This is a genomic window from Streptomyces sp. CB02009 (genome assembly GCF_001905825.1).
Classification (GTDB): domain Bacteria; phylum Actinomycetota; class Actinomycetes; order Streptomycetales; family Streptomycetaceae; genus Streptomyces.
The window spans coordinates 305,501-332,475 of sequence record NZ_LIVV01000006.1 but is presented as its reverse complement, the minus strand read 5'-3'; the positions used below and the strand labels follow the sequence as shown (position 1 = coordinate 332,475).

Sequence of the window (26,975 nt, the reverse complement as noted above, 5' to 3'; positions counted from 1 at the left end):
TCGCGGAGGCCTTTCGTCCCGGGGTTCCGGGCCCTTCGTCCGGCGGGCGACCTAACCATCGGCGGGGGTATTGTCAAGGGGGTAATGCCGCCCTATCGGGGCTTTCTGAGCACAGCCGGTTGACGTGAGAGGGAACGGCGTCGAGCGGCGGTACGGGCCGCGAGCGTGCCGCGAGGACATGGCTCGCCCCGGCTCCGTGAGTCCCGTTTTCCACAGGACTGGACAGGAGACCACGGCGTGACGCGCAGCGTGTACGTGACCGGGATCGACCGCGGTGACGGCCGCCAGGTCGTCGAGCTGGGAGTCATGGAGCTCCTCACCCGCCAGGTGGACCGGGTGGGGGTGTTCCGGCCCCTCGTGCACGACGGCCCCGACCGGCTCTTCGACCTGCTGCGCACCCGCTACCGGCTCTCGCAGGACGCCTCGACGGTCTACGGCATGGACTACCACGAGGCCTCCGCGCTGCAGGCCGAGCGCGGCACCGACGAACTGGTGTCGCAGCTGGTCGACCGCTTCCACGCGGTGGCCCGCGACTACGAGGTCGTGCTCGTCCTCGGTACCGACTTCGCCGCCACCCAGCTCCCCGACGAACTCGCGCTCAACGCCCGGCTCGCCAACGAGTTCGGCGCCTCCGTCATCCCGGTCGTCGGCGGCAAGGGCCAGTCGGCGGAGTCCGTACGGTCCGAGGCGCGCAACGCCTTCCGGGCGTACGACGGACTCGGCTGCGACGTACTCGCGATGGTCGTCAACCGGGTGGCGGGCGAGGACCGCGAGGTCATCGCCGAGCGGCTCAAGGCCCGGCTGCCCGTCCCCTGCTACGTCCTGCCGGACGAGCCGGCGCTCGCCGCGCCCACCGTCGCCCAGATCAAGCACGCGCTCGGCGCCTCCGTGGTCCTCGGCGACGACGCGGGCCTCGCGCGCGACGCGCTGGACTTCGTCTTCGGCGGCGCGATGCTGCCGAACTTCCTCAACGCGCTGACCCCGGGCTGTCTGGTCGTCACCCCCGGGGACCGGGCCGACCTGGTCGTCGGGGCGCTGGCCGCGCACTCGGCCGGCACCCCGCCGATCGCCGGGGTGCTGCTCACCCTGAACGAGCGGCCCAGCGACGAGATCCTCACCCTGGCGGCCCGTCTCGCACCGGGCACGCCGGTCATCTCCGTACCGGGCAACAGCTTCCCGACCGCCACCGAACTCTTCGCCCTGGAAGGCAAGCTGAACGCGGCCACCCCGCGGAAGGCGGAGACCGCGCTCGGCCTGTTCGAGCGGCACGTGGACACGGCCGACCTGCTCAAGCGGGTCTCGGTGGCCCGCAGCGGCCGGGTCACCCCGATGATGTTCGAGCACGAGCTCATCGAGCAGGCGCGCGCCGACCGGCGCCGGGTGGTGCTCCCGGAGGGCAGCGAGGAGCGGGTGCTGCGCGCCGCCGACGTGCTGCTGCGCCGTGACGTGTGCGATCTGACGCTGCTCGGCGACGTCGAGGTCATCCGCAAGAAGGCGGCCGACCTGGGCATCGCGCTCGCCGGCACCCAGCTGATCGACCCGGCGACCTCGGAGCTGCGGGACTCGTTCGCCGAGAAGTACGCGACGCTGCGGGCCCACAAGGGCGTCACCGTGGAGCTGGCGTACGACGTGGTCTCCGACGTCAACTACTTCGGCACGCTGATGGTGCAGGAGGGGCTGGCCGACGGCATGGTGTCCGGTTCGGTGCACTCGACGGCGGCGACGATCCGCCCGGCCTTCGAGATCATCAAGACCAAGCCGGACGCGTCGATCGTCTCGTCGGTCTTCTTCATGTGCCTCGCCGACAGGGTCCTCGTGTACGGCGACTGCGCGGTCAACCCGGACCCGAACGCCGAGCAGCTCGCGGACATCGCCGTCCAGTCGGCGGCCACCGCGGCCCGCTTCGGCGTCGACCCGCGGATAGCGATGCTCTCGTACTCGACCGGCACGTCGGGCTCCGGCGCCGACGTCGACAAGGTGCGGGAGGCGACGAAGCTGGTCCGCGAGGCGCACCCGGAGCTGCGGATCGAGGGGCCCATCCAGTACGACGCCGCCGTCGAGCCCTCGGTCGCGGCGACGAAGCTGCCGGACTCGGAGGTGGCGGGGCAGGCGACCGTGCTGATCTTCCCGGACCTCAACACCGGCAACAACACCTACAAGGCCGTGCAGCGTTCGGCCGGCGCCGTGGCCGTCGGCCCGGTGCTGCAGGGTCTGCGCAAGCCCGTGAACGACCTCTCGCGCGGCGCGCTCGTCAGCGACATCGTCAACACGGTCGCCATCACGGCGATCCAGTCCCAGGCCCAGGAGATCCCGGCATGACAGCCCACCCGTCGCCCGCCACCGCCCTGCCCGACGAGCCCCGCCCGGTCTCCCCCTCTCGCGTCCTGGTCCTCAACTCAGGTTCCTCGTCGGTGAAGTACCAGCTGCTCGACATGCGCGACGACAGCCGTCTCGCCCAGGGCCTGGTGGAGCGCATCGGCGAGGAGACCTCGCGGCTCGTGCACACCCCGCTGCAGGGCGGCGGGGGCGAGAAGCGCGAGAAGAAGGGCCCGATCGCCGACCACGCGGCCGCTCTGAAGGCGGTCGCCGAGGAGCTGGCGGCGGACGGGCTGGGCCTGGACTCCCCCGAGCTGGCGGCGATCGGCCACCGGGTGGTGCACGGCGGACTGCGGTTCACCGAGCCGACGGTCATCGACGACGAGGTGCTGGCGGAGATCGAGCGGCTCGTGCCGGTGGCGCCGCTGCACAATCCGGCGAACCTCACGGGCATCCTTACGGCGACGGCGCTCCGCCCGGACCTGCCGCAGGTCGCGGTCTTCGACACGGCCTTCCACACGACGATGCCGGAGTCGGCGGCGCGGTACGCGATCGACGTGGAGACGGCCGACGCGTACCGGATCCGGCGGTACGGCTTCCACGGCACCTCGCACGCGTACGTGTCGCGGGAGACGGCGAAGCTGCTCGGCAAGCAGCCGGAGGAGGTGAACGTGATCGTGCTGCACCTGGGCAACGGCGCGTCCGCCTCCGCGGTGCGCGGCGGCCGGTGCGTGGACACCTCGATGGGTCTGACTCCGCTGGAGGGCCTGGTCATGGGCACCCGCTCGGGCGACATCGACCCGGCGGTCACCTTCCACCTCAAGCGGGTGGCGGGCATGTCGGCCGACGACATCGACGTCCTGCTGAACAAGAAGTCCGGCCTGGTGGGGCTCTGCGGCGACAACGACATGCGGGAGATCCGCCGCCGGATCGACGAGGGCGACGCGCGTGCGGCGCTCGCCTTCGACATCTACGTCCACCGGTTGAAGAAGTACATCGGGGCGTACTACGCGGTGCTGGGCCGGGTGGACGCGGTGGCGTTCACGGCGGGGGTCGGGGAGAACGCGGCGCCGGTGCGGGAGGCCGCGATCACGGGCCTGGAGGAGCTGGGGCTCGCGGTGGACGCGGACCTCAACGCGGTGCGGTCGGACGAGGCACGGCTGATCTCGCCGGACTACGCGCGGGTGGCGGTCGCCGTGGTGCCGACGGACGAGGAGCTGGAGATCGCCCGTCAGGCCTTCGCCCTGGTGGGCGGGGAGGTATCCGGGGAAGGGGTCGGAGCACCCGGACAAACACTCGGAGAAGTGAACGCCTGAGCGACCCCGCGCCCATTTGTACTTTCCGCCAGTCGGAATATTCCGCAGTGAAACAAACCGATAGGATCCGCCTCATGCGCCGTTCCAAAATCGTCTGCACGCTGGGCCCCGCCGTCGACTCCTATGAGCAGCTGAAGGCTCTCATCGAGGCCGGCATGAACGTGGCCCGATTCAACTTCAGCCACGGATCCCAGGCGGAACACCAGGAGCGGTACGACCGCGTCCGGCAGGTCTCCGCGGACACCGGTCGTGCCGTCGGCGTCCTCGCCGACCTCCAGGGCCCCAAGATCCGTCTCGAGACCTTCGCCGAGGGCCCGGTCGAGCTGGTGCGCGGTGACGAGTTCACCATCACCACCGAGGACGTCCCCGGTGACAAGTCCATCTGCGGCACCACCTACAAGGGCCTGCCCGGCGACGTCTCCAAGGGCGACCAGGTCCTGATCAACGACGGCAACGTCGAACTGCGGGTCGTCGAGGTCGAGGGCCCCCGGGTCAAGACCATCGTCGTCGAGGGCGGTGTCATCTCCGACCACAAGGGCATCAACCTGCCCGGCGCCGCGGTGAACGTCCCCGCCCTGTCGGAGAAGGACGTCGACGACCTCCGCTTCGCGCTCCGGATGGGCTGCGACATGGTCGCGCTCTCCTTCGTCCGCGACGCCGACGACGTCAAGGACGTCCACAAGGTGATGGACGAGGAGGGCCGCCGGGTCCCCGTCATCGCCAAGGTGGAGAAGCCGCAGGCAGTCGAGAACATGGAGGCCGTCGTCGCGGCCTTCGACGCGGTCATGGTGGCCCGCGGCGACCTCGCCGTCGAGTACCCGCTCGAGAAGGTCCCGATGGTGCAGAAGCGCCTCGTGGAGATGTGCCGCCGCAACGCCAAGCCGGTGATCGTCGCGACCCAGATGATGGAGTCGATGATCACCAACTCCCGTCCGACCCGCGCCGAGGCGAGCGACGTCGCCAACGCGATCCTCGACGGCGCGGACGCGGTCATGCTGTCGGCCGAGTCCTCGGTCGGCGCGTACCCGATCGAGACCGTGAAGACGATGTCGAAGATCGTCGCCGCGGCCGAGGAGGAGCTGCTCTCCAAGGGCCTCCAGCCCCTGGTCCCGGGCAAGAAGCCGCGCACCCAGGGCGGTTCCGTCGCCCGCGCGGCCTGCGAGATCGCCGACTTCCTCGGCGGCAAGGCCCTGGTCGCCTTCACCCAGTCCGGCGACACCGCCCGCCGCCTCTCGCGCTACCGCGTGCAGCAGCCGATCCTCGCCTTCACGACGGACGAGAACACCCGCAACCAGCTCACCCTGAGCTGGGGCGTCGAGTCCTTCGTCGTCCCGCACGTGGACAACACGGACGCGATGGTCGACCTGGTGGACGCCGAGCTCCTGAAGCTCCAGCGCCACAACGCGGGCGACACCATGGTCATCACCGCCGGCTCGCCCCCCGGCGTCCCCGGCACGACGAACATGGTCCGCGTCCACCACCTGGGCGGCGGCGAGCGCGCCTGACGTCCGCCACGGACACCGCTACAGCTGTGGGCCGTACTCCCTCCGGGGAGTACGGCCCACAGGCCTTCGGGCCCGAGCCCTAGGACGGGCCGGTCACGTCGGAGACGGCGTTCGCGAGCCCCAGCGCGAAGGCGTCCATGTGCTCGCGGAGGTAGCCCACCCGCATCTGGTACGGATCCTGGGCGAAGTAGGCCGAGTTGACCAGGAAGAGGGTGGCGACGGCCATGACGGCCGCGTGGATCGCGCGCAATTCCTCCTCGCGCAGTTCCAGCCCGTCGGCCCCGGGGTCGTCGGGTGCGGTGGGGATCCGGCGGGCCAGCGCGTGCAGCTCGTTCCTGCCCATGCCCGTCTGGACCCGCACCGCGGTGTCCGTGAAGGAACTGCCCGAGAGGGCACTCAGGGCCGAGTAGGCCGCGAGCCCCTGCTCCGGGGTGAACACCACCCGGTATCCCCCGGCCGACAGGGCAGTCAGTTCGACGATGCTCCTCATCAGCTGCCCGGCAATGGGAGGTAGCGCTTCTCGGTCATCGACTTCGCCTCTGGATCGTGGTGGGCGCCATGCCCTGTGGGCCGCATCCGATGACATGGATGCGGCCCACAGGGTGTACGGCTCTTGGAACGTACGGGATCAGCTCGGCTCGATCGTGTTGCGCAGGCCCGGGACCTTGAGGGTGCCGCCGAACTGGCCCGCCTGCTTCAGCTTCACCTGGGTGAAGAACGCGAAGGGGACGTCCAGCGGGGGCGGGCTCTCCGGGCCGAAGGTGATCGGGATGATGCCGAAGAGGTTGCCCTTCAGCTCCTCCGTGTACATGGTCACCGTGCCGTTGGTGATGGTCGACGTCGAGCCCTTGTCGGACCGGACGTGGCCGGTGCGGCCCTCGGAGTGGACCGTCAGCTGGTGCAGGTCCTTGATGTCGACGCCCGTCGCGGTGAACTTCAGGACCTTCTTGAGCTTGCCGCTGCCCGTCTTGACCTCGACGATGCCGTGGTACTTGAGGCCCTTCAGGGTGAGCAGCGAGCTCTCCAGGCGCCACGGCTCGTCCGGGAGCAGCGGGATGCCCTGCTCCATGTCGGCGGCCGCGAGTGCCTCGGCGTCCGGCTCGGGGCACGGGAAGCGGGGCTTGGCCCCGTCGGGTATGGACTCGTCCTTCTTGGCGTCCAGGCCCTTGGCGCTCTCCGGCAGTTCCTCGACCTTCGCGCCCGCCTTCTCGGCGGCCTGCTCGATCTGCCGCTTCGTCTTCTCCGCGCCCGGGTCGGCGGTGGCCTTCGGCGCGGCGGTCGACTTCGGCGGGGTGGTCGCGGCCGGCTCGTCGGCGGTCTCCGGCTCGTCGGCGGGTGCCGTCGCGGAGGCGCTCGGGGTGGGTGCCTGGGTCGTCGGGGCCGCCGTGGTGGGCGTCTCCGTCGGCTTCGGGTCCGGGCCGTCGAACAGGTCCTTGAGCGCGTCGCCGACGCCCAGCGGGTCGAGCGGGTTCTTCGACTTCGTCGGCGTGGGGGTGGCCGTCGGGGTCGGCGTGGCGGTCGGCGAGGCGGTGGTCTTCGCCTGCTCCCGCGCCTGCGTGGCCGCCTGCTCGGTCTCCGTCGCGGTCGGCGTCGGGCTTCCGGTGGCGGTGGGGGTCGCGGTGGCGGTGGGGGTGGCCGTCGCGGTGGTGGAGGGCGTCGCGGTGGCGGTGGCGGTGGGCGTCGGCTTCGCCGTCTCGGCCGGCTTCTCCGTCTCCTCCTGCGTCGGCTCGTCCGAGCGCGTCACGCAGGGGCCGGGGGCGAAGGGGATGTCCTTCTCGTCGGCGAGGGCGAGCCTGGGCGTGAGGCCCATGCCCACGAACACCGCGGTCGGCATGGCGGCCAGCGCCATCGCCTTGCCCGCGGGGCCCTGGATCCTGTTCAGCAGCGACTTGCGCGGGGCCGCGTGCCGCGGGCCCTCCTTCGCGAGCGCCGGCTGGGTCTCGTCACCCCGCACTGTTCCTCCCGCCCTTGGCGTCGATCGTCGTGTCGGTCAGCGGCTGCGTGCCCTCGCGCTGCTCCGGGAATACGGCCGCCACCATGGCCTCGGTCTCGGGGTCGAGGGCGGGGACGGGCGCGGCCTCTTCGGAGGCCTCCGGCCGGCCGTCGTGCTCTGCGTCGGCCTCTGCCTCGTCGTTCTCCTCGGCCGGTGGGGCGGGCGCCCACGCGGCGGACATGCCGCCGCCGATGACCGCGAACAGATAGCCGACGACCAGGCCGCCGAAGTTCGAGACCGGGATGGAGACGAGCGCCAGGACGATCGTCGCGACACCCGCGAACACCCGGACGATGGGCTGGAACCACATCGTCAGACCGAGCGTGATGAGCAGGACGCCGATGATCAGCGCGCCGGCTCCGGCGGTCGTCTGCATGGCGAGGGTGACATTGCCGAGCCGCATGTCCCCGTACGGAAGGTAGGCGATCGGCACGCCGCCGATCATGGTGAACAGTCCCGCCCAGAAGGGCCGGGTCTGCCGCCAGACCTTGAACCGGTTCTCCTTCTTGGGGACTTCGCGGGAGGCGGGGATCTCGGCGCTCATGGAACAGCTCCCTGGAAGCGGTGTTGCTGAGAAGTTGAAGAGAGGGTGCCTGGCGGGTGGGACCGCACGGGGCGGCCCCACCCTCAGGACGACCTGGTCCTCATGGACCGGTCAGTCCTAGTAGCACTCCTGCGACGTGCCCCGGCTCAGGGACAGGTGAAGGTCGGGGAGCTTGAAGGTGCCGGCCGTGGTGGCCCACGCCTTCTGCTCCACGTTGTTCAGCGTCGCCTGCTCGGCACGCTGGCCGAAGCCGTACGGGTTGGCCTTGGTGTTGGGCTGGATGCCCGGCTTGCCCGGAACCGGCTTGCCGTCGGGGCCCGCGTTGAGCTGGCCGGCCGCGACGCCGATGTCGATGTTGGTGAACTCGGCGTCGGCCTTGAGCTCGGAGACATCGAGGTAGATGCCCTTCGCGTAGACCTTGTCCTCGGTCTTGCCGGACTTGGCGGCGGCGGTGCCCGCCTCCAGACGGAGGGTGACGTCACCGATGAACGGCACCTTCGGCGTCACGACCGACTGGCACATGTTCGTGATCCAGGCCTCGGAGAAGCCGGACACCGCCACCGGGGCGGCGAAGTCCTTGCCCTCGAGGTCCTTGCCGGCGTCGACGCTGCCGTACTGCACGAAGTTCGTGCCGACGAGGCTGTTCGCCTTAACCTTGAATTCCTGGCCGGAGATGCTGAAGGACGCGGCCAGCGCGCCCTGGGCCAGGCCGACACCGATCGCGGCCGTCGCGGCCACACTCGGGACCATGACGACGGCGAACCGCTTCCATCTGGTCCCGCCACGAACCTGGGACTTCATGAGAATTCCTCCTTCTCGGACGTACATCTCCGGAAGGGCGCGGGGCCCGTCCTGGGATGGGAGAAGAGCTACGTCCTCGGGAAGGAGAGCGCCGAGGCGTCAGGCGGCGCGTTGCGCGTCCGAATCACCGGCGATCACCCCCGAGCGACAACCATGGGCCGCGCCTTGGAGCGCGACCTGATTGGACAGGCCCCGTTCGGTGAGAGCGGGAACCCCCCTGTCCACGACCGGTGCCGGAACACCGGTCCACCCGGTGGGGACCCTCGCCGCGTCCCGGGTGGTTGCCGGGGTGGTGCGGTTCGGACCGAGCGTCGCCGATCGTGGTCCATTCCGGGCCCCCGCACAAGGGGGTTCGTTACTGGCTAGTAACGGGTGGATAACCACGCCATGGCGGGACGGGACCGAATGGGCACGGAGGGTGCGTTCACGTGGTGAGGAATGTCGGCAGATTGCCGGAAGAATACGGACAGAACCACAGGTTCGATTTACTGCAAGTAACAGCGGCCGCGATTACCAAGTTTTGGTAAAGCGCGGCCGCCTTTTGTCACCCTGCTGCCAAATCGTCGGACGATCGGGCGCACCGAACGGACTAGAACAGCACCCGCGCCAGGGCCTGCCGGGCCGCCGTGACCCGCGGGTCGTCGACGCCGATCACCTCGAAGAGCTCCAGGAGCCGCAGCCGCGCCGCGTCCCGGTCTTCGCCGGCCGTGCGGCGCACGGTCTCGACGAGACGCCCGAAGGCGTCCTGCACATGACCGCCCACCAGATCGAGGTCGGCGGCGGCGATCTGCGCGGTCACATCGGCCGGACCGTCGGCGGCGGCCTTGCGGACCGCGGCCGGGTCGAGGTCCTGCACCCGGGCGAGGAGTTCGGCCTGGGCCAGACCGAGCTTGGCCTCCGGGTGCGCCGGGTCGTCGGCGAGCACGTTCTTGTACGCCTGGACGGCACCGGCCAGATCACCCGCGTCGAGCGCGGACATGGCCGCTTCGAGGAGCGCGCCATAGGGGCCGACGGGCTGCGCGGCCGCGGCCGTACCGCCGTCGGGGCCCTCGCCGTTCGCGTCGACGACGATGCCGGTCAGACCGAAGCGCTCCTCGCCGATCTGGATCAGCTGGTCGAGGGTCTCGCGGATCTGGGCCTCGGGCACGGCGCCCTGGAAGAGCGGCAGCGCCTGACCGGCGACCACCGCGAAAACGGCCGGAATTCCCTGGATGCCGAACTGCTGCATCAGCATCTGGTTGGCGTCGACGTCGATCTTCGCGAGCAGGAAGCGGCCGTTGTACTCGACGGCGAGCCGATCCAGGAGCGGGCTCAGCTGCTTGCAGGGCTCGCACCACTCGGCCCAGAAGTCGAGGACGACCGGGACCTCGGCGGAACGCTGGAGCACGTCGCGCTCGAAGCCCGCCTCGTCGACGTCGATCACCAGGGCGGACGGGGGCACGGCGGCGGGGCCTCCCTGCCGGGCGGTGGCGGCGCGCGTCTGCTCCGCCTTCGCCTTGGCCTCTCCGGCCGCCTTCACAGCGGCGAGGTCGACGACGCCGCTCATGGACATGTTTCGGGGCTGCATACGTACATCCTCCCCCTTCCGCGCGCGTAACCGGTAAGTCATGGCTGAACCGTGCCGTCCGCACGTCTCCCGCCGGTGTGCGAGACGTGGGGCGACACGGTTCTTCGTCTTCGCTTCGCACCGGATCCCCATCCGGTGCCCGCTCGCACCGGGTCCCCACCCGGTGCTTGGTTGTCGCTCAGGCCGCTCAATGCCTTTCGCTACAGGTCGTAGCGTAACTCTCCCGGGTGATCCGAGGGGAGGGCGCGGGCCGGATCCGCACGGTGAACTGCCTCACACGCCGGCCCTCTGGCGCCGTACCTACCGGCGGGTATGGTCGACCTCCATGTGTAGCCGCACCAACCGCATCAGCCGTACCGGACGCCCCCGCTCCACCGAGGCCGACACGGCCATCCTGGAAGCGACCCGGGCGGCCCTGGTCGAGCTGGGTTGGTCCAAGCTCACGATGGGGGACGTGGCGGGCCGGGCCGGGGTCGCCAAGACCACCCTGTACCGGCGGTGGGCCAACAAGAGCGAACTCGTCGTCGACGCCGTCGCCGTCCTCTTCGACGAACTCGAACTGCCCGACCTGGGTTCCCTCCAGGCCGACATCGAGAACGTCGTCCTCCAGTTCGCCGCCCTCCTCGAACGCCCCGAGACCAAGACGGCCCTGATGGCGGTGGTGGCCGAGTCCACCCGCGACGAGCCGCTGCGCGAGCGCATACGGGCCTCGATCGTCGACCGGCAGAAGCGGCTCGTCCTGGAGGGCCGGATGCGGGCGCAGCGGCGCGGTGAACTCCCGGCGGACCGGGACCCGGTCGCGGTGGACGCCACCGACGACCTGATCTTCGACGTGATCGCGGGCGCCGTGGTGCACCGCGCCCTGGTGAGCGCGGAGCCGGTCGACGGGCCGTGGGTGGCACGGCTGTCGGCGCTCCTGGTGGGCGGCCTGGGAGCGGCGGCCGCGGCCGGCTGAGGACCCGTACGGGGCGGTACGGGGCGGGGGCCGGGCAGGGGTCAGAAGCCCGGGGGCTCCGTGTAGACGCCCCACTCGTCCCGCAGCGCGTCGCAGATCTCGCCGAGGGTGGCCTCCGCGCGGACGGCGTCCAGCATCGGGGCGATCATGTTCGAGCCGTCCCGGGCGGCCGCCAGCAGGGCGTCGATCGAGGCGCGGACCCGGGCGTCGTCGCGGCGCTCCTTGCGCTCGCCGAGGACCCGGACCTGCTCCCACTCGACCTCGTGGCTGACCCGGAGGATCTCCAGGTCGCCGGTGACGGAGCCGTGGTGGACGTTGACGCCGACGACCCGCTTGGCGCCCTTCTCCAGGGAGCGCTGGTACTGGAAGGCCGACTCGGCGATCCGGCCGGTGAACCAGCCGTCCTCGATGCCGCGGAGGATGCCGGAGGTGATCGGCCCGATCGGGTGCTGCCCGTCCGGGTGGGCGCGGAGGCCGCGCTCCTTGATCTGGTCGAAGATCTTCTCGGCGTCGGCCTCGATGCGGTCGGTGAGCTGCTCGACGTACCAGGAGCCGCCCAGCGGGTCGGCGACGTTGGCGACGCCGGTCTCCTCCATCAGCACCTGCTGGGTGCGGAGCGCGATCTCGGCGGCCTGCTCGCTGGGGAGCGCGAGGGTCTCGTCGAGGGCGTTGGTGTGGAGGGAGTTGGTGCCGCCGAGGACGGCGGAGAGGGCCTCCACGGCGGTCCGTACGACGTTGTTGTAGGGCTGCTGGGCGGTGAGCGAGACACCGGCGGTCTGGGTGTGGAAGCGGAGCCACTGGGCCTTGTCGGTCCGGGCGCCGTACACCTCCTTCATCCAGCGCGCCCAGATCCGGCGGGCGGCGCGGAACTTGGCGATCTCCTCGAAGAAGTCGAGGTGGGCGTCGAAGAAGAAGGACAGGCCGGGGGCGAACACGTCCACGTCGAGGCCGCGGCTGAGGCCGAGCTCGACGTAGCCGAAGCCGTCGGCGAGGGTGTACGCGAGCTCCTGCGCGGCCGTCGCCCCGGCCTCGCGGATGTGGTAGCCGGAGACGGAGAGCGGCTTGTACGCGGGGATGGCCCGCGCGCAGTGCTCCATCAGGTCGCCGATGAGCCGCAGATGGGGCTCGGGCTGGAAGAGCCACTCCTTCTGCGCGATGTACTCCTTGAAGATGTCGGTCTGGAGCGTGCCGTTGAGCACGGCCGGGTCGACGCCCTGGCGCTCGGCGGCGACCAGGTACATGCAGAAGACGGGCACGGCGGGGCCGGAGATCGTCATCGAGGTGGTGACGTCGCCGAGCGGGATGTCCTTGAAGAGGAGCTCCATGTCGGCGGCGGAGTCGACGGCGACACCGCAGTGGCCGACCTCGCCGAGCGCGCGGGGGTCGTCGGAGTCCCGGCCCATGAGGGTGGGCATGTCGAAGGCGACGGAGAGGCCGCCGCCGCCGGCGGCGAGGATCATCTTGTAGCGCTCGTTGGTCTGCTCGGCGTTCCCGAAGCCGGCGAACTGGCGGATGGTCCAGGTCCGGCCGCGGTAGCCGGTCGCGTGGAGGCCTCTGGTGTACGGGTACTCGCCGGGCCAGCCGATGCGTTCGAAGCCCTCGTAGGTGTCGCCCGGCCGGGGCCCGTACACGGGCTCGACGGCGTCGCCCGAGAGGGTGGTGAAGTCGGCGTCCCGCTTGCGGGCCTTGTCGTAGCGGGCCTGCCAGCGACGGCGGCCCTCCTCGATGGCGTCAGCGTCCATGGACCAAATTTACTAGGACGTCCTAGTACCTGTCGAAGGGAAACCCCCGCACCTCGGTGCGGGGGTCCGTGTCAGGCCTTGACCGGCTCCGGCCGCGCGCCGCCGATCAGCGGCAGCGTCTCGGCGACGACCTTGCGCTCGACGAAGAACGCGGCGAACGGGATGGTGCCCGAGACCAGGACCCAGAGCAGCTTCCCGAACGGCCAGCGGGCCTTGGAGCCCAGGTCGAAGGCGAAGACGAGGTAGATGATGTAGAGGACACCGTGGGCCTGGGAGACCGCGAAGGTCACGTCCTCGCCCATGTCGAACCCGTACTTGAAGACCATGCAGGTGCACAGCACGAGCAGCATGACGGCGGTGATGTACGCCATGACGCGGTAACGGGTCAGCACGCTGGATTTCATGCCGTCGAGCGTAACGGCACGTTCCGGGCGATCTTCGCCCGGGTCGGCCCTCGCGCCTCGCCCGGGTCGGCCCTCGCGGCGCGAGCGGCTACTTCTCGTCGAAGTCGTCCGCCGCGACCCGCAGCGGACGCAGCATCGCGAAGATCTCGGCGCACTCCTCCGCGTCGTACGCGCCGAGCCCGAACTCCATCTCCATCAGGTCGCGGGTGGCCGCCTCGACCACCTCGCGGCCCTTCTCGGTGATGGAGGCCAGCGTTCCGCGGCCGTCGTTCGGGTTGGGCCGCTTGTCGACCAGACCGGACTTCACGAGCCGGTCCACCGTGTTCGTCACCGAGGTGGGGTGGACCATCAGCCGCTCGCCGATCTTGGACATCGGCAGCTCGCCGGCCTTCGAGAAGGTCAGCAGCACCAGGGCCTCGTACCGCGCGAAGGTCAGCCCGTACGGCTTCACGACGGCGTCGACCTCGGCGAGGAGGATCTGGTGGGCGCGCATGATCGAGGTGATCGCGGCCATCGAGGGGACCGGGCCCCAGCGCTTCTGCCAGAGTTCGTCGGCGCGGGCGATGGGGTCGAAGGGGAGACTGAGCGGCTTCGGCACGCGTCGACCTTACCGACTGGTCATATGCCGGTCAGCCCCGTCTCGCCTTTCGGTCGCCGGCCGCCCCGGCGGCCCGCAGCTCGGCGGCGGCGGCGAGGAGGCAGACCGTGCCGAGGACGCCCGTGCCGGCGACGACCACGTGCACGGGGGCGAACTCGGCGGCGACCCCGGCCCCCGCCATGCCGATGCCCTGGACGGTCATCATGCCCGCGGTCATCAGGGTCATGGCCCTCCCCCGCTGCTCCTCCGGGACGGCGGCGACGAACCAGGCGTCGAGCCCGAGGGTGTACGCGCCGGTGGCGCCCGCCAGGAAGAGCGCGGCGGCCGCGAGGGGCACGCCGGGCTCAGGGGCGTACAGGAGGTAGGGCAGGACGCCGGTCACGGCGAGCGGCAGCACGATCCGGGAGCGGACGGCGGCGGAGAGGAACGATCCGGCGAGGAGCTCGCCCGTGATGGTGCCGACGGGCAGCGCGCACATCAGGAGGCCCAGGGCGGCGGTGGAGACCCCGATCTCGTCGGCGTACGGGGCGGCGAGCGCCTCCGGGACGACGGCGAACAGCGGCGGCACCCAGAACATCAGCATCAGGGCCCGCACGCGCCGGTTCCGCAGCACCGCCCAGGTCCCGGAGAGCCCGCCGCCCGCGGCCCCGGACCCGCGGGCGGGACGGCGGACGGTGCCGAGCCGGAGCAGCAGCGCCGATACGAGGAACGTGCCGGCGGTGACGGCGAGGGCGCCGCGCGGCGGGACGACGGTGAGCAGCACACCGCCGACGGCGAAGCCGGTGAGCAGGGCGCTCTGGGACACGATCCGCAGCAGGGAGCGGCCGAGGACGAAGAGGTCGCCCTCGCCGAGGATGTCGGCGAGGGTCGCCATGCGGGTGCCGTTGAAGACGGGCGAGACGACGGCGATGGCGCAGCGCAGCGCGAGCAGCAGGGCGACGGGCGTGGCGGGGACGACCATGAGCGCGACGCAGCCGGCGCAGACGAGGTCGCAGACGACGAGGATCCGGCGGGGCGGGAGCCGGTCGGTGAGCCCGGCGAGCAGGGTGCCGCCGACGAGGTAGGGGAGGAAGCCGAGGGCGAAGGTGAGGGAGGAGAGGAGCGGGGAGCGGGTGAGGTCGTAGACGAGCACGGTGAGCGCGAGCTCGCTGACGACGACCCCGAGCAGGGAGAACAGATGCGCCACGAAGACGACGCGGAACTCCCGCACCCGGAAGACGGCCCGGTATCCGGGGGCGGCGGGGCCGGTGGGTGCGGAGGGTGCGGCGGGCGCGGCGGGCGCGGCGGGGCTGGCGGACGGCCGGCCCGCGGGGGCCTGGCCGGTGTGGACCGGGCCGGCGTCCGCCTGACCGGTCTGCGCCGGGCCGGCGTGAGCCAGGCCGGGCCAGGGCGCAGGCACGGCCGCGGTCGGTCCGGACCCGGTCGCGCGCAGCTCGGCGGCGATCGGTACCGGGCCGGCGGAAGGCCGGCCCGCGGGGGCCTGGCCGGTGTGGACCGGGCCGGCGTGAGCCAGGCCGGGCCAGGGCGCAGGCGCGGCTGCGGTCGGTCCGGACCCGGTCGCGCGCAGCTCGGCGGCGGTCGCTCCGGTCCCGGTCCCGGGCAGCTCGGCGGCGGTCTCTGCGGTCCCGGTCCCGGGCAGCGCGGCTGCGATCGCTCCGGTCCCGGTCCCGGTCCCGCCCAGCTCAGCGGCGGCCGCTCCGGTCCGGGTCCCGGGCAGCGCGGCGGCGGTCGCTCCGGAGCCGGTCCCGCCCAGATCGGCGGCGATCGGCCCGGTCCTGGTCCCGCTCAGATCGGCGGTGGTCGTCCCGGTCCCGGTTCCGGGCAGCTCGGTGGTGGGGTCGTCGTGCTTCGGCATGGCACGCAGCGTGCCGTCGGCTACGGCGCCCGCCCTAGACTTTCGGCCCCAGACGAATCTTCCGCCCCGTCCCCCGGAGGGCCCGTGCCGTACCACCTGCGTTTCGGCGAGGCCGACCCGCTGCGGATCCGGTTCGCGATCTCCCCGCTCTGGGAGACCCACTCCGCCGTCCGGGTCCTCGCCCGGCCCGGCAAGCAGGGCTACCACCTGCCGTGGATGCGGCGGATCGCGTCCGCCGCGCGGGAGCTCGACCTCGGGCCGCTGCATCTGCTGATGCCCCTGCACGGGCACAGTCCGGACTTCCTTTACCCGCCGCCGCTCGGCCCCGCCGCCTCGTTCGAGGACGAGATCGCCGCCGTACGGGAGACCGATCCGGCGCTCGTCCTGGACGACTTCGAGCGGGCGCTCGCGGACACCCCGGGCGCGGCCGGGACCGCCGAGGGCCGGCGGCTGCTCGCGGATCCCGCCGGGGCGGTGCTGCGGCTGGCGGAGCTGCTCCGGACCGCGTGGGAGGCGCTGATCGCCCCGGACTGGCCCCGGCTGCGGGCGCTCCTGGAGGCGGACGTGGCGTACCACTCGCGGCGGCTCGCGGAGGGCGGGCTCGAACGGCTCCTGGGCGAGCTGCATCCGGCCTTCGCGTGGGACGCGGGGACGGCGACGCTGGAGGTCGCGTACCGCGGTGAGCACATCCGCCCGCTGGACGGGCAGGGGCTCGTCCTGATGCCGTCCGTGTTCACCTGGCCGGACGTGGTGAGCGGTTTCGATCCGCCGTGGCAGCCGACGGTGGTCTACCCGGCGCGCGGGATCGGCGGGCTGTGGTCCGCGTCAGGGGACCGCACGCCGGAGGCCCTCGGGCGGCTGCTCGGCCCGGTGCGGGCGGACGTCCTGTGCGCGCTCGCCGAGCCGATGGGGACGACGGCGCTCTCCCACCTCCTGGGCCGGGCCCCGTCCACCGTCTCCGCGCACCTCGCGGTGCTGCGGGACGCGGGGCTGCTGGCCTCGCGGCGGTACGGCCACCAGGTGCTGTACGAACGGACCCCGCTGGGGATCGCGGTGTCACAGCCCGGGAGCGGCTGACCGACATGTCACGATGACCCGGATCGTCCCGCCGTCCGTACGAGGCGCCGTGCTCGCCGTACCCGACCCTGGGGGCCGGATGTCCCGCCGCACCGTCACCGCCGCCGCCCTGGCCCTCGTCTCCGCGCTGCTCCTGGCCGGGTGCGGCGAGGACGGGCCCCCGAAGGGCCCCGTCGGTCCGCCGTCCACGCGGGACGGGGCGGCCCCCGCGAGCAGCTCGCCGTTCTGGGTCGACCCGGAGAGCGACGCGGCCCGGCAGGTGCGCCGGTACGAGGAGCAGGGCAGGGCCGAGGACGCGAGGGTCCTGAGGCGGATCGCGGACCGCCCGGTCGCGGACTGGCCGGCCGGGGACGATCCCGTGCCGGAGATCACCCGGGCGGCGCGGGGCGCGGCGGCGGAGGACCGTACGGCCGTGTTCGTCGCGTACAACATCCCGCACCGCGACTGCGGTCTGTACTCGGCGGGCGGCTCGCACGACGCGCGGGCCTACCGGACCTGGATCGACTCCTTCGCCACCGCGCTCGGGGAGTCCTCGGCGATCGTCGTCCTGGAGCCGGACGCGGTGCCGCACATGGTGGACGGCTGCACCCCGGACCAGTACCACGAGGAGCGGTACCGGCTGCTCGCCGAGGCCGTCGAGCGGCTCAAGCGGCAGCCCCGCACCCGGGTCTACCTGGACGCCGGCAACCCGGCCTGGATCGGCGATCCGGGCAGGCTGGTGGAGTCGCTGCGCCGGGCGGGGGTGGCCCGCGCGGACGGCTTCTCGCTGAACGTCTCCAACTTCCAGACGAACGAGACCGTGCGGCGCTTCGGCACGACGCTGTCGGGGCTGCTGGGCGGCGCCCACTTCACCGTGGACACCAGCCGCAACGGCGCCGGCCCGCTCCCGGACGACCGGCCGGAGGCCTGGTGCAACCCGCCGGGCCGGGCCCTCGGCGTACCGCCGACGGACCGGACCGGGGACGACCTGGTCGACGCGTACCTGTGGATCAAGCGCCCCGGCGACTCGGACGGTCCGTGCCGGGGCGGCCCGGCCGCCGGCACGTGGTGGCCGGACTACGCCCTGGGGCTGGCGCGCAGGGCGGCGTCGTAGTCGTAGTCGTAGCCGTAGGGGACCGGCTCCGGCTCAGTCCACCTGGATCCACTTCGCCTCGGACGGGATGCCGTCCGCGTCGGTGACGAAGAGCATGTACCAGCCGGGCGGGACGAGGGTCCGGTCCTCCGGTACGTCGACGGTGACCGTCGTCCCGTTCGGGCTCTTCGTCAGGCCGAGCTCGACCGAGCGCTGTTCGACGTCGGTGGTGTGGGTGACGGCGCTGGGCCGCATCAGCCGGGCCCCGGCGATCCGGGCGGCGTCCCTGGTCTTGAAGGTGGCGCGGCCGTTCTGGTCGAGTTCCTGCGGGCCCTCCCCCAGGACGGGCCGGTCGGCGCCGGCCTTGTGGAGGTAGGGCGGGGTGAAGACCTCGATCCGCTGCTCGAAGGTGCCGAGCCTGGTGTTGTCCTTGTCGTCGAAGAGCGGGTCGGAGCCGAACGTGGCGACCCGGCCGTCGGGGAGCAGCAGCGCCTCGGAGTGGTAGTTGCGGCCGACGGTGGGCGCGGCGGCCGCGGTGAAGGCGTTGCTCCTGGGGTCGTAGAACTGCGCCTTGAGGATGTCGCTGCCGCCGCGGCCCCGGTAGTCCTCGGAGCCGCCGGTGGTGAGGACGGTGTCGTCGGGCAGCAGGACGCTGCTGAGGTAGCGGGTGCCCTGCGGGAGCGCCGGTCCGTCGGTGAGGACGGGGCTGTCCCCGGACACGTCGATGATCGAGGTGCGGGCGGTCGACCGGGACGACTCGCCGACCCCGCCGCCGCCGAGGACCATGACCTTCTGGTGCTGGGCGGGGGGCAGGATCAGGGAGGCGGAGGTCTCCAGCTGGTCGGGGTCGGTGAGCCCGGCCAGCTTGGTGAAGGAGTTCTTCCGCAGGTCCCACAGGCCCGGTTCGCGGCCCTTGTCGGCGGGCCCGTAGCCGGCGTTGGAGCCGGTGTAGAGGAGCTTGCCGCCCTTGGTGAGGAAGAGGGACGGGTAGGTGGGGAAGTAGCGGAAGGGGCCTTCGGTCCACTTCTTGGTCGCGGGGTCGTAGATCTCGTTGTCGCCGGGGACGACGTCGCCGACGTCGTTGAGTCCGGAGACGGCGAGGACCTTGCCGTCGTCGAGGGTGACGAGGGTGGGGTACCAGCGGGCGTCCTTCATGGGGGCGACCGGGATGTACTTCTCGGCCCTCGGGTCGAACTCGTAGGCGCCCTTGATGCCCTGGAAGTCCTGCTTCTCGGTGGTGAGCTTCTGCGCGAGGCCGTACACGTTGTCGGCGTCGTCGCCCTTGAGGCCGACGACCTCGTACTGCGCGGCTTCGGTGGTGAGGGCCTGCGGTCCCTCCTCGCGGGCCTCGACGAAGACCCGGGCCTCGGCGGCGGTGACCTTGGTCGTCCACGGCTTCATCTGGCCGCTCGCGAAGTACGCGATGTCGAACGCGCGGGTGGCCCTGGGGACGGTGACGTCGGTCTGGGAGACGTACTCGACCCCGGACGGCGAGCGGAAGACGGTGCCCTTCCTGAGGGTGACCGCCTTGTCGGGGCTCTCGTTCTTGACGCGCATGCCGCCGCCGGCCTTCTTGACCTCGCCGTCGAGGATCTCGTACCGCGCGGTGCCGCCGGCCACGAGCAGCCGGCCGTCGGGGAGCTGGGTGTGGCCGGAGCAGAAGAAGTCCACGGGGGTGGGGATCTTCTTGAAGGTGTTCTCGACGGGGTCCCAGAGGACGGTCTCGAAGGTCCCTGCGTCGAAGTTCTTCTGGCTGTTGCCGGAGCCGGCGATCAGCAGCACCTTGCCGGTGTGCAGCAGGGCCGCGTGGATGGCGTTGATCCGGTACCGGCCGGGGACCTCGACCTCGGTCCAGGAGCCGAACCGCCGCTGGTAGTCGGGCTGGGCGATCTTGTACGCGTGGTACTTCCGCTCGGCGAAGGAGACGGCGGCGGGGGCGTTGAGCGCCGCGAGGACCAGCACCGCGGCGCTGCCGAGCAGGGTCCTCCGGAACTTCCCCGAGGGTCGGTGGGCCATGGCTCAGTTCCCTCCGGTCGTCGTGGGGGCGGGGGCGGCGGGGGCCGCGGGGGCGGTCGGCTGCGGGGCGGCGACCGGGGCGACGGCCGGGGCGGCGACGGGGGTGACGGCCTCGGTCCCTTCGCGGGCGTCGGGGAGACCGCGGGCCCGGACGCGGGCGCGGGCTCGCGCGCGGACGCGGAGCGCGCGCCGCCCCCCGAGGGCCGCGAGGCCCCAGAGGACGACCGGGGCGAGCGCGATGGCCAGGGCGAGGAGTGCCCAGACGCGCATGGCCGCGTGGGTGTGCCCGAGGCGGACGGAGGCGGCGAGGGAGGCGAGCAGGACCACCGCCCAGAAGAGGTGGATGCGGAAGGTCAGGAACCGGTCGGGGCTCGACCTGCCGCCCTTGGGCGTGACGACGAAGGTGCCGCGGGTGCGGAGGACCGCAGAGCCGAGGGACCTGAGGTAGATCGGGGCGGAGCACGCGGACATCGCCATGCCGGCGAGGCCGCCGGAGCCCTCGGGTTCGTGGGGCGAGACGTTGTGCCGCCGGTTCCAGAGGTAGAGGCCGATCTGGAGGGCGACGGCGTCGCTGTAGATCATCAGCCACACCGAGGTGGAGACCTGGGTGCCGGAGGCGCCGAACCAGAGGTAGAGGACGCTGCTGAGGATGCCGAGGAGCCAGTTGACCGCGGTCATCGGGTAGTAGGCGAGCATCAGGGTGTAGTTGAGGAAGCGGCCGGGCGGGGTGCGGAAGGGCGCCTTCCAGTACTGCTTGACGATCGTCTCGTACGTGCCCCGGGACCAGCGGAGCTGCTGGGCGAAGAAGTCCGTCCAGGAGGCCGGGCCCTCGCCGACGGCGAGGACGTCGGGGGTGTAGACGGAGCGCCAGTAGCGGCCGGTGCCCGGGTTCTTACTGCGGTGCAGTTCGAAGCCGGTGGCCATGTCCTCGGTGACCGAGTCGTACAGCCCGCCGACCTGCTTGAGGGCGGAGATCCGGACGGCGTTGTTCGTGCCGACGAACATCGGGGCGTGGTAGCGGTTCCCGGCGCGCTGGACGAGGGCGTGGAAGAGGAACTGCTGGGACTCGGCGGCCTTGGTGACGGTGTTGGTGTAGTTGCCGTACACCTGCGGTCCGACGACGAAGGCGATGTCGGGGTCGCGGAAGTAGCCGAGCATCCGCTCCAGGAAGTCGGGGAGCGGGACGTGGTCGGTGTCGACGGAGGCGAAGTAGTCGTAGGCGTCGCCGTGCCGGGCGAGCCAGGCGTTGTAGTTGCCGTGCTTGGTGCGCGCCTTGTGGACGCCCTTCCCCCGGTTCCACTCGGGGACGCCGGCCCGGGTGAAGTGGCGTACGCCCAGTTCGGCGCAGAGCGCCCTGGCCTCGGCGGAGTCGCCCTCGTCGAGGAGCCAGACGTCGAGGGGGCCGTCGTGGCGCAGCCGGGTGGCGCCCTCCAGGGTGCCGCGGACCATGGTGAGCGGTTCCTTGCCCGGGACGTACGTGGTGAGGAAGGCGACGCGGGTGCCCTTCTCCGCGTACACGGGTATGGGGTCGCGGGCGACCATGGTGGCGTGGGCGATCGCCGTGACGTTCACCAGCATGAAGAAGCAGATCAGCCCGATCGACACGAGCATCACGGTGTCGAGGTGGACGAGCCGGCGGTCGCCGCCCTCGCGGACGGTCCAGTGGCTGGGCCAGACGAGGTAGGCGAGGAGCAGCGCCGAGAGGAGCGGCGCGAGGCTCATCAGGAGGACCGCGCGTATGCGGTGCGGCTCCCTGGAGAGCAGACTCCGGTACCTCACCCGGTAGTTCCCGGGCTCCGGTTCGGTGAGCGGGCCGGCGAGTCGGCTGTAGGTGTCGTAGTCGTAGGCTCCCGGCCGCACGGCGCCTCCAGCTGTCTTCGAACGGATCGATATGCCAACGAAAGGGGCAAACGATCGGCGTGTCGACTGGAGTAGTCCGACTGGGTTGGTCGGCCGGGCCGGGCTATCGGGTACGGGCGCTCTGCCGCCGGAGCGTGTAGGCGACGGCCTTTCTGGCGACGGGGTTCAGCTCCTCCACGGCGGCCATCAGGGCGCCCAGCTGCTCCAGGGCCGTGAAGGCCGCCTCGGCGCCCGCCGGATCGACGCCCTCGTACAGTTCGAGGCCGACGAACGAGGCGCCGACCGCGCGGGCGAGCCCGGCGGGGTCGGTGAACTCGGCGAACGGGGTCCCCGCCAGGACCCGGACGAGCACCTGCTCGATCTCGGCGATCCACAGGTCGAGACCCGCGACCGTGGCCGGCGCCAGGCGGGGATGCGCCTGCGCTCCGGCGAGCAGCTGCCCGAGGAAGGCGACATGGCCGGCCGCCCGCTCCTCCTCGTGCAGCTCGCGCCCGAAGGCGAGCAGTTCGGTGAGGCTGCCGACCGCGGCGAGCCGCTCGCGGTGCCGGGCGACGCGCTGCTCGGCGCCGTACCGGCAGGCCTCGGCGAGCAGTTCGTCGACGGAACCGAAGTGGTAGAAGACGAGGGCCTGGTTCACCCCCGCCGCGGCGGCGACGGTGCGGGCGGAGGCCTTGGTGATGCCCTGCTCGACGAGGGTCCGCAGGGCGCCCGCGAGCAGCTTCTCGCGGGTCTCCTGGCTGCGTGCGTCCCGCCCCCGGGGCTCGCCCGCCCGCCGGTCCTTGACGTCCCCGCTCATGCCCGTACCTCCTCGCGCACCGGGCGCAGCCCCGCGCGCACCCCCCGGGATCGTAGGTCCCGGTACGCGGCGACGAACGAGCCCTCGTAGCCGAAGACGGGGCCGACGTACCTGTTCTCCACCCGGACGGCGATGCGGAAGCGGCCCGTGCGCTCGTCGAAGGACTCGCGCACCTCGGCGTGGCCGCCGATCAGTTCGGGGACGCGCACGTCCAGCGGGCCCTCGCGGAACCGGTGCTCGCCGGAGCGGATGAGGAGCGAGCCGTCGGGCTCGGCGGACAGGTGCAGATCGCTGGCGAGGTGCTGGTGGGTGCCGAGGTAGTCGAGGACGCAGTCCCGCTCGGGGCTGTGGACCATGGTGGCGTCGAAGCGCCGGGGGCCGCCGGTCAGGGCGAAGGTCCGGACGAAGGTGACGGTCTCGCGCCCGTACGAGTCCGTATACGGCACGTTCTCGATGACGAAGGGCACGTCGCGTCCGGTGCGGGGCAGCAGGATGTTCCGCAGCCCGCCGACCGCGAGGAACGGCTTCACCACGGCCCGGCCGTGCCAGATCCGGTCCATGACGCCCCGCCCGACGCACAGCTCGCCGCTCGCGAGCCCGACGGAGAAGCGCCGCTGGAGCTCGGGGTGCAGCCGCCCGAAGGCGGCGTCCCCCATGGCCGCGCGGAAGATGGAGGGCGCGGTGGACGGAGCGGTGGACGGCTCGGCAGGGGACGCGGTGGAGGGCGCGGTCGTGGTCACAGCTGCTCCAGGGCGGCGAGGAGCCGGGGCTCCCGGGTGCGGGCGGGCGGGGTGCGCAGACAGCGCCGGGCCGCGGGAGTGCGCGACGAGGGCGGTACGAGCACGGCGAGGGCGATCCCGAGGACGGTGAACGGCACGGCGGCGAACGACACAGGCCCCAGGGGCAGCGCGGTGGCGGCCCACGGCACGGCCACGAGCAGCACCCGGGCGAGGAGTTCGAGCAGCCAGTGGTTCCGGGAGCGCTCCGGGGTGATGCCCCGCTCGCACCAGAGCCGCAGCCGGTCGAAGGACCAGGCGGTGGCCCAGCCCATGAGGGGCCGGAACACGAGCCGGTCGGCGAGGCGGCCGGAGCGGCCCCAGCGGGGCCGGTAGTCGTAGCCGGTGAGGAAGCGGATGCCGTCCCGGGTGGGGACGTAGCGCCAGTACCCGCTGCCCTCGGCGAGCAGCGAGAGCGGGTGCGGCGAGGAGAACCGGAGGGCGGAGACCCGGTCGCCGCCGGCCCGGTGGCGCTCCCCCGCGGAGACACCGGTGCCGGCGACGACCAGGAAGGGCAGGACGCGTGTCGCGTACCGGAAGTGCTGGGGCTCGCCCTCGGCGCGCGGAAGGTACGCGATCTCCGTGAACCGCAGGTCCCACCGCTGATGGCGGGCGGGGTCCTGCGTGTGCTCCCAGAGCGTCTCCAGGTCCGCGCGGACCTGTGTCTCGATGTAGAGACCCATGGGTGTCCCCCCAGCTCGTACGGCATTTTGAGCGACTGCTCAAAACTGCCCCGCGGCTGAAGGTAGCCGATTTTGAGCAGTCGCTCAAGACGGGTCTCCCGGGATGCCGAAGCCCCCGGGCCCCGCAGGTCTCCCGGCATGACGAAGCCCCCGGCTCCGCAGGGGGGCCGGGGGCTTCTCGCCGGGGATCGGGAGCGGGGGCCTCAGCCCTCCAGGTACCGCTCCACCGTGGCGACCTTGCTGTGGAGACCGTCCGTGACACCGGGGCGGATGTCGACCTTCATGACCACGGAGACCCGCGGGGCCCGCGCCTCGACGGCGGCGACCGCGCGCTTCACGACGTCCATGACCTGGTCCCAGTCCTCGCCCTCGACGGAGGTGAACATCGCGTCGGTGCGGTTCGGGAGCCCGGACTCGCGGACGACGCGGACGGCGTCGGCGACGTACTCGCCGACCTCCTCCCCCACGCCCAGCGGGGTGACGGAGAACGCGACGATCACGCCTTCACCGCGCCTTCGGCGGCCGCGGCGCGGGCGCGGGAGGCGACGACCGCGTCCTCGGCCTCGCCCTTGAGCCTGCGCTCGGCGTAGAAGCCGCCGAAGGGGAGCACGGAGAGCGCGAAGTAGAGGGCGGCCGTCCCGAAGCTCCACTTGGTCCGGTTCCAGGCGTCCAGCCAGAAGAGCACGTAGAGGATGAACAGCACGCCGTGGATCGCGCCCATGACCGGCACCGCGTTGAAGTCCGTCGTCCGCTTGAGCACCGAGCAGACCAGCAGGAGCAGGAACGAGACGGCCTCCGGCGCGGAGACGAGCCGGAGCCGGTGGAGGGAGGAAGCGGTCTTGATGTCCACGGAGGGGGTCACCTTCGTTCGATCTTGTGAACGGATGCACAAGGGCCCGTCCATTGTGCACGCCGACTTTGCTGTCTCTTTATCCGGGTCCCCAGTACCTTCAGCGGGTGGCAACGTTCCGACTCCAGGGCAGCAAGGTGCTCGCCGTGTCCATGACCGGCGACGCCGTCAAGGCGAAGAACGGCTCGATGGTCGCCTACGACGGCCAGATGGCGTTCAAGAAGATGAGCGGTGGTGGGGAGGGCCTGCGCGGCATGGTCACCCGCCGGCTCACGGGTGAGCAGATGGAGGTGATGGAGGTACGCGGCCAGGGGACCTGCTGGTTCGCCGACCGGGCCTCCGAGATCAACCTCGTCTCGCTCCACGGCGACAAGCTCTGGGTCGAGGCGAGCAATCTGCTCTGCACCGACGCGGGGCTGCGCACCGGCACCACGTTCACGGGCCTGCGCGGCGGGGCCACCGGCAACGGCCTCTTCACCACCACCGTGGAGGGCACCGGCCAGGCCGCGATCATGTCCGACGGCCCGGCGGTGGTGCTGCGGGTGACCCCGCAGTACCCGCTCCAGGTCGACCCCGGCGCGTACATCGCGCACCAGGGAAACCTCCAGCAGCACTTCCAGTCGGGTGTGACCTTCCGCACCCTCATGGGCGAGGGCGGCGGCGAGGCCTTCCAGATCCGCTTCGAGGGGGACGGCCTCGTGTACGTCCAGCCGAGCGAGCGGAACACGATCGGGGGAGACGTCTAGTGCCGTTCCGCGAGATCAACTCGAAGATGGTCGAGGCGACCGTCATCCCGGGGCAGCGCATGTTCAGCCAGCGCGGCGCCATGCTCGCGTACCGCGGCGACGTCACTTTCACGCCGAACACGGCGGGCGGCCAGGGCGGCGTGATGTCGATGATCGGCCGCCGGGTGGCCGGCGAGGCGACGCCGCTGATGACCGTCGAGGGCAGCGGCACCGTGATGTTCGGGCACGGCGGTCACCACATCCAGGTGATCGGGCTGACCGGCGACACCCTGTACGTGGAGGCCGACCGCCTCCTCGCCTTCGACGGCACCCTGGAGCAGGGCACCATGTTCATGGGCTCGCAGGGCGGCGTCATGGGCATGGTCCGCGGCCAGGTGACCGGCCAGGGCCTCTTCACCACCACCCTGAAGGGCCACGGCGCGGTGGCCGTCATGGCGCACGGCGGCGTCATCGAGCTGCCGATCACCCCGGGGCGCCCGGTCCACGTGGACCCGCAGGCGTACGTGGCCCACCACGGCGACGTACGGAACAAGCTCTCCACCGCGCTGGGCTGGCGCGACATGGTGGGGCGCGGCTCGGGCGAGGCGTTCCAGCTGGAGCTGAGCGGCAGCGGCGCGGTGTACGTGCAGGCCTCGGAGGAGAAGCTGTGACCGGTCCCGTGATCCACGACCCGACGACCCTGCCGTCGGACGACAACGTGAACCCGTACACCTTCTGCGTGGAGCTCAAGGGCTCCCAGTGGTTCCTGCAGAAGGGCAAGATGATCGCCTACTACGGGCGGATCGAGTTCAACGGCATCGGGCACGGCCGGCTGGACCGCCTGGTCCGGACGTCCTTCCACTCGCCGCTGCACGCGAGCGACTGGGTGGTGGCCGAGGGCAGCGGGAAGATGCTGCTGGCGGACCGGGCCTTCGACGTGAACTCGTTCGACCTCGACGAGGGCAATCTGACGATCCGTTCCGGAAACCTGCTCGCCTACCAGCCGACGCTGGCCCTGAAGCAGTCGATCGTGCCGGGCTTCGTGACGCTGATCGGCACGGGGAAGTTCGTGGCCGCGTCGAACGGCCCGGTGGTCTTCATGGAGCCGCCGATGCGGGTGGACCCGCAGGCCCTGGTGGGCTGGGCGGACTGCCCCTCGCCGTGCCACCACTACGACCACGGCTACATGACGGGCGTGATGGGCGGCGTCCGCGCGCTGACGGGCATCGGCGGCACCTCGGGCGAGGAGCACCAGTTCGAGTTCGTGGGCGCGGGCACGGTCCTGCTGCAGTCGACGGAGATCCTGATGGCGGACCGCGCGATCGGCGGACCGCCGGCCCAGGCGGGGGTGCCGGGGGGCCATGGATCGCCCGGTTCCGGCCAGTCTGTGCAAGGCTCGGTACCGCGACTTCCCGGCCAGCTCGGCGACCTCCAGCGTCGCTTCGGTCTGTGAGCGGTAGTCTGCGGAGGGTGACGTCTTCGAACGCACGCTCCCAGACTTCGTCAAGTATTCAACTTCTTAGG

The 26,975-nt window shown here is 71.7% G+C and carries 25 protein-coding genes; 9 read left to right on the top strand and 16 right to left on the bottom strand.

The genetic code is table 11. From position 1 onward, the window contains the following. Window positions 1-237 precede the first annotated feature (237 nt). The 3 genes from pta (at window position 238) to pyk (ending at window position 5,137) form a co-directional block, all read left to right on the top strand. Complete coding sequence (gene pta / locus AMK27_RS25330; RefSeq protein WP_073912526.1) at window positions 238-2,319, top strand: phosphate acetyltransferase; 2,082 nt, start codon at window positions 238-240, stop codon at window positions 2,317-2,319. Then, window positions 2,316-3,632, top strand: a complete 1,317-nt coding sequence (locus tag AMK27_RS25325; protein ID WP_073912522.1) for an acetate kinase — start codon at window positions 2,316-2,318, stop codon at window positions 3,630-3,632. The genes pta and AMK27_RS25325 overlap by 4 nt, the downstream gene beginning before the upstream one ends. 74 nt (window positions 3,633-3,706) lie before the next feature. After that, a complete protein-coding gene (pyk, locus tag AMK27_RS25320) occupies window positions 3,707-5,137 on the top strand; it encodes a pyruvate kinase (RefSeq protein ID WP_073912520.1) in 1,431 nt (476 codons plus the stop codon). Between the two features lie 79 nt (window positions 5,138-5,216). On the opposite strand, the gene AMK27_RS25315 is transcribed toward pyk, so the two are convergent. The 5 genes from AMK27_RS25315 to AMK27_RS25290 form a co-directional block, all read right to left on the bottom strand. Further along, window positions 5,217-5,627 (bottom strand): hypothetical protein, encoded by a 411-nt coding sequence (locus AMK27_RS25315; RefSeq protein WP_073912518.1) that lies wholly within the window; start codon window positions 5,625-5,627, stop codon window positions 5,217-5,219. Between the two features lie 138 nt (window positions 5,628-5,765). Then, window positions 5,766-7,091, bottom strand: a complete 1,326-nt coding sequence (locus AMK27_RS42755) for a hypothetical protein (RefSeq protein WP_073912516.1) — start codon at window positions 7,089-7,091, stop codon at window positions 5,766-5,768. Next, entirely contained in the window at window positions 7,081-7,674 is a 594-nt protein-coding gene (locus AMK27_RS25305; protein ID WP_073912514.1) for a DUF6114 domain-containing protein, read from the bottom strand. The genes AMK27_RS42755 and AMK27_RS25305 overlap by 11 nt, the downstream gene beginning before the upstream one ends. Window positions 7,675-7,791: 117 nt before the next feature. After that, the gene (locus AMK27_RS25300; protein WP_073912512.1) at window positions 7,792-8,475 is read right to left on the bottom strand and encodes a DUF6230 family protein; all 684 of its coding nucleotides are present in this window, start codon (window positions 8,473-8,475) and stop codon (window positions 7,792-7,794) included. 589 nt (window positions 8,476-9,064) lie between these two features. After that, on the bottom strand, window positions 9,065-10,042 hold the full coding sequence (locus AMK27_RS25290; RefSeq protein ID WP_073912510.1) for a tetratricopeptide repeat protein: 978 nt from the start codon (window positions 10,040-10,042) through the stop codon (window positions 9,065-9,067). A 325-nt stretch (window positions 10,043-10,367) separates the two neighbouring features. Here AMK27_RS25290 and AMK27_RS25285 point away from each other — a divergent pair, with 325 nt between their 5' ends. Next, a complete protein-coding gene (locus tag AMK27_RS25285; protein ID WP_073912508.1) occupies window positions 10,368-10,997 on the top strand; it encodes a TetR/AcrR family transcriptional regulator in 630 nt (209 codons plus the stop codon). 41 nt (window positions 10,998-11,038) lie between these two features. Here AMK27_RS25285 and AMK27_RS25280 read toward each other — a convergent pair whose 3' ends face one another. The 4 genes from AMK27_RS25280 to AMK27_RS44595 form a co-directional block, all read right to left on the bottom strand. Continuing rightward, window positions 11,039-12,739 carry an acyl-CoA mutase large subunit family protein gene (locus tag AMK27_RS25280; RefSeq protein ID WP_073912505.1) on the bottom strand — a complete coding sequence of 567 codons (1,701 nt, stop codon included), beginning with the start codon at window positions 12,737-12,739 and terminating at the stop codon, window positions 11,039-11,041. Window positions 12,740-12,810: 71 nt separating this feature from the next. Beyond that, on the bottom strand, window positions 12,811-13,143 hold the full coding sequence (locus AMK27_RS25275; protein ID WP_030321174.1) for a DUF3817 domain-containing protein: 333 nt from the start codon (window positions 13,141-13,143) through the stop codon (window positions 12,811-12,813). 88 nt (window positions 13,144-13,231) lie between these two features. Then, window positions 13,232-13,741, bottom strand: coding sequence for a MarR family winged helix-turn-helix transcriptional regulator (locus tag AMK27_RS25270; protein ID WP_073912503.1), 510 nt, complete (start codon window positions 13,739-13,741; stop codon window positions 13,232-13,234). A 31-nt stretch (window positions 13,742-13,772) separates the two neighbouring features. Beyond that, window positions 13,773-15,596 (bottom strand): MFS transporter, encoded by a 1,824-nt coding sequence (locus AMK27_RS44595; RefSeq protein WP_445194872.1) that lies wholly within the window; start codon window positions 15,594-15,596, stop codon window positions 13,773-13,775. Window positions 15,597-15,680: 84 nt separating this feature from the next. Between AMK27_RS44595 and AMK27_RS25260 the strand changes: the two genes are divergently transcribed. Both AMK27_RS25260 and AMK27_RS25255 read left to right on the top strand, forming a co-directional pair. Continuing rightward, window positions 15,681-16,673 carry an ArsR/SmtB family transcription factor gene (locus AMK27_RS25260; RefSeq protein ID WP_073912501.1) on the top strand — a complete coding sequence of 331 codons (993 nt, stop codon included), beginning with the start codon at window positions 15,681-15,683 and terminating at the stop codon, window positions 16,671-16,673. Between the two features lie 79 nt (window positions 16,674-16,752). Beyond that, the gene (locus tag AMK27_RS25255; RefSeq protein ID WP_073913211.1) at window positions 16,753-17,766 is read left to right on the top strand and encodes a glycoside hydrolase family 6 protein; all 1,014 of its coding nucleotides are present in this window, start codon (window positions 16,753-16,755) and stop codon (window positions 17,764-17,766) included. Between the two features lie 33 nt (window positions 17,767-17,799). Here the strand turns inward: AMK27_RS25255 and AMK27_RS25250 are convergent, their stop codons facing one another. From AMK27_RS25250 to AMK27_RS25220, 7 genes are all read right to left on the bottom strand, one after another. Continuing rightward, on the bottom strand, window positions 17,800-19,761 hold the full coding sequence (locus AMK27_RS25250; protein WP_073912499.1) for a kelch motif-containing protein: 1,962 nt from the start codon (window positions 19,759-19,761) through the stop codon (window positions 17,800-17,802). A 3-nt stretch (window positions 19,762-19,764) separates the two neighbouring features. Next, window positions 19,765-21,621 (bottom strand): glycosyltransferase family 2 protein, encoded by a 1,857-nt coding sequence (locus tag AMK27_RS25245; protein WP_073912497.1) that lies wholly within the window; start codon window positions 21,619-21,621, stop codon window positions 19,765-19,767. Window positions 21,622-21,724: 103 nt separating this feature from the next. Further along, on the bottom strand, window positions 21,725-22,417 hold the full coding sequence (locus AMK27_RS25240; RefSeq protein WP_073912495.1) for a TetR/AcrR family transcriptional regulator: 693 nt from the start codon (window positions 22,415-22,417) through the stop codon (window positions 21,725-21,727). Continuing rightward, window positions 22,414-23,073 (bottom strand): DUF4166 domain-containing protein, encoded by a 660-nt coding sequence (locus AMK27_RS25235; RefSeq protein ID WP_073913210.1) that lies wholly within the window; start codon window positions 23,071-23,073, stop codon window positions 22,414-22,416. The genes AMK27_RS25240 and AMK27_RS25235 overlap by 4 nt, the downstream gene beginning before the upstream one ends. 80 nt (window positions 23,074-23,153) lie before the next feature. Next, a complete protein-coding gene (locus AMK27_RS25230) occupies window positions 23,154-23,876 on the bottom strand; it encodes a hypothetical protein (protein WP_073912493.1) in 723 nt (240 codons plus the stop codon). Between the two features lie 203 nt (window positions 23,877-24,079). Beyond that, on the bottom strand, window positions 24,080-24,376 hold the full coding sequence (locus AMK27_RS25225; protein WP_073912490.1) for an MTH1187 family thiamine-binding protein: 297 nt from the start codon (window positions 24,374-24,376) through the stop codon (window positions 24,080-24,082). After that, window positions 24,373-24,726 carry a DUF3817 domain-containing protein gene (locus AMK27_RS25220; RefSeq protein ID WP_073912489.1) on the bottom strand — a complete coding sequence of 118 codons (354 nt, stop codon included), beginning with the start codon at window positions 24,724-24,726 and terminating at the stop codon, window positions 24,373-24,375. The genes AMK27_RS25225 and AMK27_RS25220 overlap by 4 nt, the downstream gene beginning before the upstream one ends. A gap of 107 nt (window positions 24,727-24,833) precedes the next feature. Here AMK27_RS25220 and AMK27_RS25215 point away from each other — a divergent pair, with 107 nt between their 5' ends. The 3 genes from AMK27_RS25215 to AMK27_RS25205 are packed head-to-tail and all read left to right on the top strand — an operon-like array spanning window position 24,834 to window position 26,904. Continuing rightward, window positions 24,834-25,472, top strand: coding sequence for an AIM24 family protein (locus AMK27_RS25215; RefSeq protein WP_041662875.1), 639 nt, complete (start codon window positions 24,834-24,836; stop codon window positions 25,470-25,472). After that, window positions 25,472-26,122, top strand: a complete 651-nt coding sequence (locus tag AMK27_RS25210) for an AIM24 family protein (RefSeq protein ID WP_073912486.1) — start codon at window positions 25,472-25,474, stop codon at window positions 26,120-26,122. Before AMK27_RS25215 ends, AMK27_RS25210 begins: the two co-directional genes overlap by 1 nt. Beyond that, entirely contained in the window at window positions 26,119-26,904 is a 786-nt protein-coding gene (locus tag AMK27_RS25205) for an AIM24 family protein (RefSeq protein WP_073912485.1), read from the top strand. Before AMK27_RS25210 ends, AMK27_RS25205 begins: the two co-directional genes overlap by 4 nt. Window positions 26,905-26,975: the final 71 nt, after the last annotated feature.